The organism is Ruegeria sp. BI12, assembly GCF_056537985.1.
In genome coordinates this window covers 39,748-51,642 of record NZ_JBQFSL010000004.1, presented here as the reverse complement: position 1 = coordinate 51,642, position 11,895 = coordinate 39,748, and the positions used below count along the sequence as shown (strand labels likewise).

11 protein-coding genes and 1 pseudogene are annotated in these 11,895 nt (G+C 58.4%); 1 reads left to right on the top strand and 11 read right to left on the bottom strand.

The window, feature by feature from the left end:
• Positions 1-3 precede the first annotated feature (3 nt).
• Entirely contained in the window at positions 4-816 is an 813-nt protein-coding gene (locus ACR0AK_RS21460) for a mechanosensitive ion channel family protein (protein WP_174822549.1), read from the bottom strand.
• Positions 817-1,026: 210 nt separating this feature from the next.
• Between ACR0AK_RS21460 and ACR0AK_RS21455 the strand changes: the two genes are divergently transcribed.
• Positions 1,027-1,725, top strand: a complete 699-nt coding sequence (locus tag ACR0AK_RS21455) for a glutathione S-transferase family protein (RefSeq protein ID WP_480794913.1) — start codon at positions 1,027-1,029, stop codon at positions 1,723-1,725.
• Here the strand turns inward: ACR0AK_RS21455 and ACR0AK_RS21450 are convergent.
• The 10 genes and pseudogenes from ACR0AK_RS21450 to ACR0AK_RS21405 all read right to left on the bottom strand — a co-directional run bounded on the left by ACR0AK_RS21450 (position 1,706) and on the right by ACR0AK_RS21405 (position 11,836).
• Positions 1,706-3,313: a GMC family oxidoreductase gene (locus ACR0AK_RS21450; protein ID WP_480794912.1), complete on the bottom strand. Its 1,608-nt coding sequence runs from the start codon at positions 3,311-3,313 to the stop codon at positions 1,706-1,708. The two genes, ACR0AK_RS21455 and ACR0AK_RS21450, sit on opposite strands and share 20 nt — an antisense overlap.
• A gap of 73 nt (positions 3,314-3,386) precedes the next feature.
• Positions 3,387-3,833 carry a YtoQ family protein gene (locus ACR0AK_RS21445; protein WP_480794911.1) on the bottom strand — a complete coding sequence of 149 codons (447 nt, stop codon included), beginning with the start codon at positions 3,831-3,833 and terminating at the stop codon, positions 3,387-3,389.
• Positions 3,834-3,912: 79 nt separating this feature from the next.
• Positions 3,913-6,309, bottom strand: coding sequence for a phenylalanine--tRNA ligase subunit beta (pheT, locus tag ACR0AK_RS21440; protein WP_480794910.1), 2,397 nt, complete (start codon positions 6,307-6,309; stop codon positions 3,913-3,915).
• A gap of 88 nt (positions 6,310-6,397) precedes the next feature.
• Positions 6,398-6,601 (bottom strand): annotated as a pseudogene (locus ACR0AK_RS21435) (cupin domain-containing protein); the annotation flags it as partial.
• A 12-nt stretch (positions 6,602-6,613) separates the two neighbouring features.
• Positions 6,614-6,805 (bottom strand): cupin domain-containing protein, encoded by a 192-nt coding sequence (locus ACR0AK_RS21430; RefSeq protein WP_480794909.1) that lies wholly within the window; start codon positions 6,803-6,805, stop codon positions 6,614-6,616.
• Between the two features lie 65 nt (positions 6,806-6,870).
• Entirely contained in the window at positions 6,871-7,677 is an 807-nt protein-coding gene (locus tag ACR0AK_RS21425) for a CE1 family esterase (protein ID WP_480794908.1), read from the bottom strand.
• A gap of 142 nt (positions 7,678-7,819) precedes the next feature.
• Positions 7,820-8,131 (bottom strand): hypothetical protein, encoded by a 312-nt coding sequence (locus tag ACR0AK_RS21420; RefSeq protein WP_480794907.1) that lies wholly within the window; start codon positions 8,129-8,131, stop codon positions 7,820-7,822.
• 8 nt (positions 8,132-8,139) lie between these two features.
• The gene (gene pheS, locus ACR0AK_RS21415; protein WP_480794906.1) at positions 8,140-9,213 is read right to left on the bottom strand and encodes a phenylalanine--tRNA ligase subunit alpha; all 1,074 of its coding nucleotides are present in this window, start codon (positions 9,211-9,213) and stop codon (positions 8,140-8,142) included.
• 65 nt (positions 9,214-9,278) lie between these two features.
• The gene (locus tag ACR0AK_RS21410) at positions 9,279-10,346 is read right to left on the bottom strand and encodes a Hint domain-containing protein (protein WP_480794905.1); all 1,068 of its coding nucleotides are present in this window, start codon (positions 10,344-10,346) and stop codon (positions 9,279-9,281) included.
• 119 nt (positions 10,347-10,465) lie between these two features.
• Entirely contained in the window at positions 10,466-11,836 is a 1,371-nt protein-coding gene (locus tag ACR0AK_RS21405; protein ID WP_170562510.1) for a glutamate--cysteine ligase, read from the bottom strand.
• Positions 11,837-11,895: the final 59 nt, after the last annotated feature.

Genomic DNA, 11,895 nt, shown 5'->3' with positions numbered 1-11,895 from the left:
CCTTTACCCTTCCTTGTGGATTTCCACCGAATGCGGGTAGGGAATCGAAACGCCTTTGGCGTCAAAGGCTTCCTTGACAGCTTTGGTCAGGTCGAACTTCACATCCCAATAATCTGCTGCCGCGCACCAAAGGCGCGCGGTCAGATCAACCGAGCTGTCGCCCAGATTGGTCACGCGAACCCAAGGTTCCGGGTCATCCATGATGCGCTCATCAGCCTTGGCGACATCCAGAATGATCTTCATTGCCTCATCTGCACTGTCACCATAGTCGATGCCGAACACCAGATCGACGCGGCGCGTGTCATGAGCCGAGTAGTTGGTGATGATTGATCCCCAGGACTGGCCGTTCGGAACGATGATCTGTACGTTGTCTGGCGTCACCAATTCAGTCGTGAACAGGTTCAGGTCTTTCACCGTCCCCGCGGTTCCACCGATATCCACATACTGACCCAGCTTGTAGGGGCGGAAGACAACCAGCATGACACCGGCAGCAAGATCGCTCAGAGTTCCCTGAAGAGCCAGACCGATGGCCAGTGATGCAGCACCCAGAATGGCGACGATACTTGTCGCCTGAATGCCAAAGATGCCCAGGACGGCAACCAGCACCATGGCCAGTATGACCCACTTCACCAAGCTGGCGACAAAATTCCCAAGTGTCGGATCAATTTGCGGCGTCGCATTGATCCGGCGGCGGACCATGCCGGCAATGGCACCAGCAACGATCCACCCAAGGATCAGTACGAACAGCGCCTTGACCGCGCTTATGATCAGCGGGGCGAATGCACCCACCTGTGTTACGACGTCATCCACGCGCATCTCCTTTCGATTCACGGCGAACCCGCGTCTCTCGGCGCGGGATTGGCGGAATAGTGGTCCATAAGCGCGCTTCGGTCTAGGTGCGAGATACACAGGTTTTCCCCGTTGTTCCCAATTACACAGGCCCTGACCGGGTGCGCACAGCACAAACACTGGCAAGACAGGGTCACCATGCCTAACTATTGCAGGCAACCCATGACAGGAGCCCCCATGCTGGACACCGCCTCTCACCCGATTACAGCCCGCTGGCCTGCGCAGTTTTCAGACAGGATTCAGCTCTACTCTTTTCCCACACCCAACGGCGTCAAAGCGTCAATCATGCTGGAAGAAACCGGCTTGGCCTATGAAGCCCACCGGGTGACCCTTTCAGACACGGACGTCAAAAGCCCCGAGTTTCTTTCACTGAACCCAAACAACAAGATCCCGGCGATTATCGACCCGAACGGCCCCGATGGCACACCCATCAGCCTGTTCGAAAGCGGTGCAATCCTGATTTACCTAGCAGAGAAAAGCGGGAAGTTTCTGGGCCAAACCAAGGCTGACAAGTATCGCGTGATCCAATGGGTGATGTTCCAGATGGGGGGCGTCGGTCCGATGTTCGGGCAATTGGGATATTTCCACAAATTCGCAGGCAGCGAGATCGAGGACCCGCGCCCGCGTGAGCGTTACGTGAACGAAGCCAAGCGGCTGCTGAACGTTCTGAACCAACAGCTTGAGGGTCGGGACTGGATTGCCGGTGAATATTCAATTGCCGATATCGCAATTGCGCCGTGGCTGCGCGGGCTAGAATTCTACAATGCTCACGACCTTGTCGGCTGGGAAGACCACACAAATCTGGTGACTTATCTTGACCGGTTCTTGAATCGGCCCGCGGTGCAGAAAGGCCTGGTTACGCCGCCCCGCGATTGATTGTTTCGGCGATCTTTTCTGCAATCATGATAGTGGGCGCATTGGTATTGCCACCAATAAGTGTCGGCATGACCGATGCGTCCACAACCCGCAGCCCATCAACGCCATGAACGCGGCCTTCGATGTCCACCACCGCCATATCGTCTACCCCCATCTTACAAGTTCCGACCGGGTGATAAATCGTATCGGCGCGGTTCCTGATATCGGCTTCTAGCGCTTCGTCGCTTCCGTCATGTGCATAGAGGCGCTTTTTCCGCCACGGCTCCAGCGGTTCAGCTTCTAGAACTGACTCCATAACACGCGCCCCGCGCTTCAAAAGATCCAGATCACGGTTATCGCTGAGATAAGCCGGATCAATGCGCGGCGGCTCTCCGGCCTGATCCGAGCTAAGCCCAACACTGCCCCGGCTGAACGGGCGCAAGACACAGACATGACACGAAAACCCGTGCGGCAGGTGAATCTTTCGCATGTGGTCGTCGACGATGCCGACAACAAAATGAAGCTGAAGATCTGGCTTGGCGACGGAAGGGTCCGATTTGACAAACGCGCCGCCTTCGGCAAAGGGGGTGGCAAACAGGCCCTCTCCGGTACGACGCCAGTCCAGGCCGGCCTTGGCCAACTTCAGCAGGCCACCAGGTGTAAGCCCGACAACGTCTTTACGTTTCGAATGATAGCTGAGGACATAGTCCAGATGATCCTGCAGGTTTTGACCAACGCCGGGCAAGTCGTGCTGAACCGCGATACCGTGCTGCTTCAACTCGGCTTCCGGCCCGACACCTGACAACATCAGCAATTGCGGCGAACCAAAGGCGCCCCCGGACAGGATAACTTCCCGCCGGGCGCGCACTTCGACCGCTTTGCCTTTCCGACGCAGCAACACACCGGTTGCGCGCTTTTTGTCAAAAAGGATCTTCTCGGCTTCTACCCCGGTCATGATCGTCAGATTTGGCCGTGTTTTGATGCCCCGTAAATAGGCCGCCGCGGCCGAGCAACGTTCACCCTTATGCTCTCCGCCGTGGAACTGCGTGACCTGATATAAGCCCGCCCCTTCCTGTTCCGGCCCGTTGAAGTCGTCTGTCTCGCGAATTTGCTGCTGGCCGCAAGCTTCCACAAAGGCATGCGAGATCGCCCGCGGCTCGGACTGGTTCGACACTTGCAACGGACCGTCGCCGCCATGAAGGTCATCCGCGCCGCGCGCATTGCCTTCGGACTTTCGAAAGTAGGGCAGGACGTTTTCCCAATCCCAACCCTCGCATCCCAGATCCGCCCATTCATCATAGTCGCTGGGGTGACCGCGCACGTACAGCATCGCATTGATCGCCGACGACCCGCCCAATGCCTTGCCCCGCGGCTGAAACCCTTTGCGACCATTCAACCCGGGCTGACGCACGGTTTCAAAGGCCCAATTATTCAGCTTGGGTCGCCCCGAAACCATGGCCGCCACAAGGGCCGGAGCCCGGATCACCAGATCCTCGCCAGCTCCGCCCGCTTCAAGCAGGCAAACGCTTGTGTCTGGATCTTCGCTCAGCCGCGCGGCCATAACACATCCGGCGGACCCACCGCCCACGATGACATAGTCGAATTCCATGAATGTCTCCCCGTACTGCCCAAGCAGACGGTAGAAAGCACTCTGAATTCACGCAAGGAAAACGTCGCGTGAGTTATTTTGGCAGCGCGCCCGTCAGAACATAGCGCAGTACATCAACGACTTGGCCCGGTTGCTCGGCCACGGCCAGTGCCGCCGCATCCACCTCTTTCAACGCGTGTTGGTGATCAGGGCCGTGCAGCACAATCAGTGATTTCCCCAGCGCCGCAGCGTAACCCGCGTCAAATGCAGCGTTCCACTGTTTGTATTTTTCACCGAACCGGACCACGACCACATCGGCATCCGCGATGCCCTTGCGCGTGCGGATCGCGTTGACCATTGCACCTTTGTGGTCGTGCCAATACTTGTTTGGCTCGCCCCCCAGAATGGTCACACCGCAGTCATCGCTGGCCGCGTGATCAGTCACAGGACTGTTGAACGTGATGTCCAGACCCTGAGCGTCTTCGATGATCTGTTCCCGCCAATCGGTATGGATTTCGCCGGATAAGTAAACGTTCAGCATCTTTGCTCCTCCGCAAAAACAGAAAGGGCGCCGCCGCCCTTTCATCTTTTCAAAAACTCCAGCCGGAGGCGGCCAGGCATCACCCGCGCAGAACGCCGCCAGTCGCCTTGGTGACCTTCGCGATGATTTTTTCAGCCACCGCTTCGATGTCTTTTTCCTTTAGCGTCGCATCCGTCGGCTGGAGGCGAACAGTGATGGCCAGAGATTTCTTACCCTCACCCAGGCTACCGCCGACAAACTCGTCAAAGACCCGGACGTCCTCGATCAGTGCCTTGTCAGCACCCGCTGCGGCGTTCACCAGTGTCAGCGCTTCGACGCCCTCGTCGACGACAAAGGCGAAGTCACGCTCGACCGCCTGAAGATCGCGCAATTCCAGTGCCGCTCGGGTGGCACCGGACTTACGTGGCAGAGGCACCTCTTCCGGCCAGATGGTGAAAGCCATCGCAGGGCCTTTGATATCCATCGCCTGCAACACGCGCGGGTGCAGTTCTCCAAAGACACCCAACACCTTTTTTGGGCCAAGACAGATCTTGCCGTGACGGCCAGGATGCCACCACGCATCACCGTCGCGCAGGACCTGCACTTTAGCGGGCGCGCCGATTGCGGCCAGCACAGCCTCGGCATCTGCTTTGGCGTCAAACACATCGACAGGGCGCGAAGCACCGTGCACATCCTTGGGACCGCTGCGTCCAACCAAAAGGCCAGTGATCTGGGTTTTCTGATCGCCAGGCTCACCATCGTGAAACACCGGACCAACCTCGAACAGCGCGACATCGGTATAGCCACGCGCTTGATTTCGTGCCGCAGCCTGCAACAGGCCGGGCAGCAAATCAGGGCGCATATGGCTCATCTCGGACGAGATCGGGTTTTCAAGCTGCGTCGCCTCATCCCCGCCTCCGAACAACGCGGCCGAGGCCTGATCGATGAAGGTATAGCTCACACATTCGTTGTACCCCAGCGCCGCACAAGTGCGACGTGCCATCGACTGACGCCGCTGTGACGGGGTCATCACCGCCTTGGGAATACCATCCGTAATACGCGGCAGCGGCTTGCCCTGCAGTTTGGTCAGAGATGCAATCCGAGCGACCTCTTCCACCAAATCGGCCTCACCCATGACATCGGGACGCCAACTGGGAACGTGAGCCATCTCACCTTCCAGGCGGAAGCCCAGACGGGTCAGGGTTTGACGTTGCTCGGCCTCAGGAATGTCCATGCCGACCAGCGACTGCACACGCTCGGCATCCAGCTTGTAGGCCCGTGCGTGGTTCGGTGCTTTGCCCGCTTCGACCACCTTGGACACTTCGCCGCCGCAGATATCCAGGATCATCTGTGTGGCGTGTTCCAGCCCTTCCAGCGTGTACTCAGGATCCACGCCACGCTCAAAGCGATAGCGCGCGTCCGAGTTGATCTTCAGAGCACGACCGGTCAACGCGATCTGCACGTGATCCCAGAACGCGCTTTCGAGGAAGACGTTCACGGTCTCTTCGGTACAGCCGGTTTCCTCACCGCCCATGATACCAGCGATGGATTCGGGACCTTTGTCGTCCGAAATCACCATCATGCCGGGCTGCAGGGTGTATTCTTTCTCATCCAACGCCACCAGCTTTTCGCCACCTTTGGCACGGTGAACACGCAGGTTGCCCTGAACCTTATCGGCGTCGAACACGTGCAGCGGACGGTTCTGGTCGAAGGTCATGTAGTTGGTGATATCGACCAGCGCCGAAATCGGACGCAGACCAATTGCCTTTAACTGATCCTGCAGCCATTGCGGGCTAGGGCCGTTTTTGACGCCCTTGATCAGACGACCGGTGAAATGCGGCGCGCCGTCCAGCGTATCCTCATCAATTGTCACCTTGATCGGGCTTTCGAAGTCACCCGGCACCGGCACATAATCACGCTCTTTTAGCGTGCCAACACCGCGCGCAGCCAGATCGCGGGCGATCCCAGCCACGCCCAGCGCATCAGGGCGGTTCGGCGTGATCGCGATTTCGATCATCGGATCGACCTTCGCGGGTTCGTTTTCGGCCAGCCAGTCGACGAACTTGTCGCCGACGTCACCCGAAGGCAGTTCGATGATGCCGTCATGCTCGTCCGACAGCTCCAGCTCGCGCTCGGAGGCCATCATGCCATAGCTTTCGACACCGCGGATTTTGCCGACGCTAATGGTCAGGTCCAGACCGGGGATATACATGCCGGGTTTACAGACAACGACAGTGATCCCTTCGCGCGCATTCGGCGCGCCGCAGATGATCTGCAGATCGCCCTCGTCGGTCGCGACCGTGCACACGCGCAGCTTGTCGGCATCAGGATGTTTTTCCGCGTGTTTCACATAGCCCAGCGTAAAGCCTGCCAGACGGTCCGCAGGGTTCACGATTTCTTCGACTTCCAGTCCAAGATCGGTCAGCGTCTCTGCAATCTCATCCACCGACGCATCGGTGTCGAGGTGGTCTTTCAGCCAGGAAAGAGTGAATTTCATCGGTCGGTATCCGCCAGTCAATCTAGGGTCAGACCGCGTTTAACGGATATTGCGGACAGGGGAAAGAGGGTGCGGGGGGCTTGGGTGCCTACTCTTCCGCGACCGTGTTGGAAACGCCCTCTGCACCGGCAAACACCGCCAGAATCCGTGCAATATCACCACCTGAGTTCACCCCGGCATGAGGTGAACGGAATGCCTCGACCAGCGCGTCACCGGTTTTGTAGGTTTTGGTCCCGGCATCCCCGTAGTCCACGGTGATTTCACCCTCTAGCATGTAAGCTGCCAATGGGGCCTCGTGCCGGTGCTAGCCAGTTTTTTGGCCGGGCTGCATGGTCACGATGGCCATGGTTATCTGCGCCTTGCCTTCTGGGTATTCCAGCGGTTCGCCAATCACGGATTTATCGGTCTGCAACAGAACCTCGACCGGCGGGTAGGTGTCTCGCGCCAGAACAGGTGTGGATGCAAGGATCAGGGCGCTTAGCAGCAAGGTTTTCATCGGGCAGTTCCATTTTCGGATCATTCCGGGCAACCAAGCTGGAAATACCCGTCCAAGTCAAATGATCAGGGATATGTCGGTTCACGTCCCAGCAGCTCATCCAACTGCCGCCCAATCCAGCCGTGCGGGATGAAATGCCCGCCCGGATGCGTATCCAGCGAAACCTGCCCCCGGGCGCAATCGGTCCATTCCACCCGGCTGAGCGTCAGGATCGGCACCACGCTCCAATCCCCGCGCGGCGTCGCTGTTTCACACCCGAACTTCTGCCGCCACAGTGCCACCGGATAGGTCGTATCCCCGCCCGGCCCAAAAGGGAAATCCATCACGGTATCGCTGGTCCCGTGCACATGGCGCACCTCGGCCGGGGCCTGCGGGCAGTCCTCGGTCTGGCGGATCGAGCCTGCGACCGCCAGCAAAGCGGCCGTGTCATTTCCCGACTGACAGACATAACGCCACGCCATCGCGCCGCCGAACGAATAGCCAGAGACATAGATGCGGTCCGGGTCAATCGGATAGCGTTTGGCGACGTCCTTCAACACCCGGTCGGCAAAAGGCACGTCGCCGGTGTCCGAGGTCCAGAAATCCCAGCTTTTGCCCAACCCGTTCGGGGCCACCAGTAGCACACCCCGAAGCCTAGTCGCGCCTGCAATGCGTTCATGGTTCACGACAACATTACCCTGCCGCGCCCAGCCGTGGAAATGCAGCAACACCGGCAGAGGGGTTTCCCCGTCCCAACCCTCAGGTTCCAGCACATGGTATGAGCGGTCACCGAGCTCGCACGCGGTATCGCCGTGGCATTCGGTGTTCCATGGCCCCATGGCAAAGGTGGGTGTGGCGGTCAGCAAGAGGAGGCAAAGCAATCGGTAAATCATATGCCGAACCCTAGCAAGACTGCGCCCGCTGTCACGTCACAACCCCGTGCTAGATTGTGACAAGCCGCGCTATCGGGCTTTGCTCCGCGCATGCTCTTTGAAACGATCAATTCGAAAGGTTTACCACCAGTAGAAACACTATCTACCACCACTTCCAAAAACCGCTGTTCCGTCTATCGATCAGGTCTTGAGTTTTCTCTCTTTGGGTTCCTTCGCGCAGGAAGAAACTTCCTGTCCGCAAGAACTCCAGCCCAGCAATAAGAATGCCCGGCATAAACAGAAGCGCAGACACAAGAAAAGCGATCACGACGGCAGTCGAGTCACTTTCCCAAATCCGCGATGCGAGCGTTGGCAACACAAAAAGCGCGAGAAACAAACATAACAGCCAAAGCAGTGGAAGTTTGGAAACCCTAAGTTTCCACCAATCGCGATATGCTGTTAGCCAGTCGTCCAATAATTTCTCTAACGGCTCAAACCACCATGCAGGTTCGGCATATCCAGCGCTGCAAATCCGTAGTGGCGCAGCCAGCGCAGGTCGCTATCAAAGAACGCCCGCAAATCGGGAATGCCGTATTTCAGCATCGCCAGACGGTCGATACCAATGCCAAAGGCAAAGCCCTGATAGACGTCCGGATCAATCCCACCGGCGGCTATCACCTTGGGGTGGACCATGCCGGACCCCAGAATCTCCATCCAATCGTCGCCCTCACCGATCTTCAGCTGGCCGTTATCCCATGAACAGCGGATATCGACCTCGGCCGACGGTTCGGTGAAGGGGAAGTGCGAGGCGCGGAAGCGCAGTTCGACGTCATCGACCTCGAAGAACGCCTTCACGAACTCTTCGAGAACCCATTTCAGGTTCGCCATCGAGATGTCCTTGTCGATGGCCAGCCCTTCGACCTGATGGAACATCGGCGTGTGGGTCTGGTCGTAGTCAGCGCGGTACACACCACCCGGGCAGATCACGCGGATCGGCGCGCCCTGTTTCTCCATCGAGCGGATCTGCACTGGCGAGGTATGGGTGCGCAGCACATGCGGCGGGCGATTGTCGCCCTCGGCGCGGTGCATGTAGAACGTGTCCATCTCGGCCCGTGCAGGGTGGTGGCCGGGGATGTTCAGGGCGTCAAAGTTGTACCAGTCGTCTTCGATCCGCGGCCCTTCGGCGACCGAAAAGCCGAGTTCGGCAAAGATCGCGGTCAGTTCCTCGGTCGCCTGGCTGACCGGGTGGATGGAGCCCTGACGGCGCGCGCGGGTTGGCAGAGTCACATCCAGCCATTCTGTGCGCAGGCGTTCGTCCAGCGCGGCATCGGCCAAAGCGGCTTTCTTGGCCGAAAGCGCCGAGTTGATCTCATCCTTTAGGGCGTTCAGCGCGGGGCCTGCAACCTGGCGTTCTTCGGGCGTCATCTTGCCCAGCTCGCGCATCTTCAGCGCGACCTCGCCCTTTTTACCGACAGCTGCGACACGGATCGCTTCGAGTGCGTTTTCGTCGCCTGCATCGGCGATCTGACCCAGATATTTTGCCTTAAGATCGTCCATGACGGTTCCCTGAATGCTGTTGAGGCTCTGCTATCACAGCAGTCCGCGAAAGCAAGAGGGACGGATCAGATCGCCCGCAGCATTGCCGCTTGCGGGCCGCACTGCACGGGGCGAATGGTCGGGCCATAGGTTTGAGGTTGTTCCAGAAGCTCGGGGAACAAGGCGAACAGTTCATCAGCAGCGTCGCGATCAAGGCTGGATAAAGCCTGCGCGCCAGGGAAGAAGCTTTCCGAGATCAGGCCGGAGGTCGACACCAGTTGATGCCGGTCAAAGAACAGATGGACATAGTGGACAATGTCGCAAGGCGCGGATGTGATGAAGGTGTCGTTGATCAGCGACTTGGCTGGGACAAGCACTTCATCTTCTCCAAACAGCAGCTGCGCTTGCCACCCCGCCACCAGCAGACGATGTTGCGGCGAGACGTACACATCTCTTTCAGCCCCCAACGCCCCGGCGTGGATGCGAACCGGCGCAAAACGACCCCGCCCGGATACGGTGCGGCCACCAGTCCAGCGTATTGCGCAGGCACCATCGTCCTGCGTCACCACAAGATCACCGGGGATCAGAGTTTCTACCCTGCGCGGACCATCCGGCGTGTCGACCAATGTACCGGCTGCGAAACACTGTGCGCCGCTATCGCCGGGCGAAAGCGGCGCATATACTAGTGTGTCGGGATCAGGCTGGTTGAATTGCAAGGTCGTCGTAGTCTGGTTCGGCCCCACAAGAACCGGCAGATTTTCCGATGTTTCCCCTGCGGCCAACCCGTTTTGGGCTACGATATTCGTGGTTCCACCGCCGATATCATAGAAATCAATGACCTCGCCTGTGGACGTATTGGTCAGCGCGTAAGCTTCGTAGTTGTTAGGACCGCCGCCATTGGGATCTGTCAGCAGGATCGGAAAGAAATCCGCGGATATCACAAAGACCCGTTCGTTATTGTCGGGGTCTATCGAGACTTGAACCGACGGGTGGTCCAGTGGGATCTCGATGCCAACCTGGCCATTCGCCTGATAGAATGACACTGTGAAATTAGCCGGATCCTCATCGGATCTCAGCGCGACTTCAAGAAACTCCGACACACCGCTTTGCGCGGCGTAAGCATTGGAATAGTGCAGTTCGCTGATACGGGCCATTATGCCATCACGCTCGGGAAAACCTTGCCCACAATACCCGATGAACCCCGCCGATTGGCAAGGTCACATCGAATTAATTGGCAAAAGTTCACTTAAGAGCAACAGAACCCGGAGACGGCTCAGTAACTGAAATCGGGATAAATCCTGGTCAGATCGCCGTTCCAGTCGCCATTGTAGTGATCCAGCAACTCATCCGCCGGAACCTTACCGGTTTCGATACTGTCTTTCAGCGCGTTCAAGAAATGTGTCTCATCCGGCACCAGCCCACCGGCACCGGGGAAGGCGCGGGATTTCAGGCCAGCCTCAGCAATTGAAACGACCTCGCCGGCAAGATCGTGCATGTTGATTTTGCCGACCTGCGCCTGCAAACCGTCCTGAGCTGCAGCGACCCGAAGCGCTTCGCGGGTTTCAGCATCCCAGCCTTTTACCAGATCCCAAGCCGCGTCGAGCGCGCCCTGATCATAGGTCAGACCGACCCAGAATGCGGGTAAGGCGCACAGGCGCCGCCACGGTCCACCATCTGCCCCGCGCATTTCCATGAACTTTTTGATCCGCGCCTCGGGGAAGGCTGTCGTCAGGTGATCTGCCCAATCAGACAGCGTCGGCGTTTCGCCTGGCAACGCAGGCAGTTTGCCTTGCAAAAAGTCCCGGAAGGACTGGCCCAGCGCGTCGATATATTTACCGTCGCGATAGACGAAATACATCGGCACATCCAAGGCGTATTCCACCCAGGCTTCAAACCCGAATCCGTCCTCGAACACGAAGGGCAGCATGCCGGTGCGTGCATCATCCAGATGCCGCCAGATATAGCTGCGCCAGCTTTTCTGGCCGTTGGGCTTGCCTTCGAAGAACGGTGAATTGGCAAACAGAGCGGTTGCCACCGGCTGCAACGCCAGTGCAACGCGCAGTTTCTGCACCATGTCGGCCTCGGACCCAAAGTCGATATTGACCTGAACCGTGCAAGTCCGGCGCATCATCGACCGGCCCATTGTGCCGACCTTTTCCATGTAGTCGTTCATCAGCCGATAGCGCCCCTTGGGCATCAGCGGCATTTCCTCATGCGTCCAGATCGGGGCGGCCCCAAGACCAATGAACCCAACACCGATCTTGTCCGCGATATCCTTCACGTCGCGCAGATGCGCGTTCACCTCGTCACAGGTTTCGTGAATGGTCTCCAACGGCGCGCCCGACAGCTCCAGCTGCCCGCCGGGTTCCAACGAGACGTTCGCCCCGTCTTTTTCCAGCCCGATCAGCTTGCCGGCCTCTTCCACTGGGGCCCAGCCATGCAGATCACGCAGGCCCTGAAGTACCGCAAGAATGGAACGCTCGCCTTCAAAGGGCAGTGGCTTCAGCGTGTCTTTACAATAGCCGAACTTTTCATGCTCGGTTCCGATACGCCAATCCTGTTTGGGCTTGCAGCCCGATTCTAGATATTCGGCCAGTTGCTCATGGCGTTCGATCGGTCCGCCGCCGGACTGGGGGATGGACATGAACCGTGCTCCGATCCTGCTGTGTCTGTCGTTTGGTCAGTCGTGGTCTTAAACCGCGC

Excerpts from the sequence above, each read along its gene's own strand:
- pheT (WP_480794910.1), bottom strand. The coding sequence starts at position 6,309 with ATGAAATTCACTCTTTCCTGGCTGAAAGACCACCTCGACACCGATGCG.
- pheS (WP_480794906.1), bottom strand. The coding sequence starts at position 9,213 with ATGGACGATCTTAAGGCAAAATATCTGGGTCAGATCGCCGATGCAGGC.
- ACR0AK_RS21460 (WP_174822549.1), bottom strand. The coding sequence starts at position 816 with ATGCGCGTGGATGACGTCGTAACACAGGTGGGTGCATTCGCCCCGCTG.
- ACR0AK_RS21450 (WP_480794912.1), bottom strand. The coding sequence starts at position 3,313 with ATGGAATTCGACTATGTCATCGTGGGCGGTGGGTCCGCCGGATGTGTT.
- ACR0AK_RS21410 (WP_480794905.1), bottom strand. The coding sequence starts at position 10,346 with ATGGCCCGTATCAGCGAACTGCACTATTCCAATGCTTACGCCGCGCAA.
- ACR0AK_RS21445 (WP_480794911.1), bottom strand. The coding sequence starts at position 3,833 with ATGCTGAACGTTTACTTATCCGGCGAAATCCATACCGATTGGCGGGAA.
- ACR0AK_RS21455 (WP_480794913.1), top strand. The coding sequence starts at position 1,027 with ATGCTGGACACCGCCTCTCACCCGATTACAGCCCGCTGGCCTGCGCAG.
- ACR0AK_RS21405 (WP_170562510.1), bottom strand. The coding sequence starts at position 11,836 with ATGTCCATCCCCCAGTCCGGCGGCGGACCGATCGAACGCCATGAGCAA.
- ACR0AK_RS21430 (WP_480794909.1), bottom strand. The coding sequence starts at position 6,805 with ATGAAAACCTTGCTGCTAAGCGCCCTGATCCTTGCATCCACACCTGTT.
- ACR0AK_RS21425 (WP_480794908.1), bottom strand. The coding sequence starts at position 7,677 with ATGATTTACCGATTGCTTTGCCTCCTCTTGCTGACCGCCACACCCACC.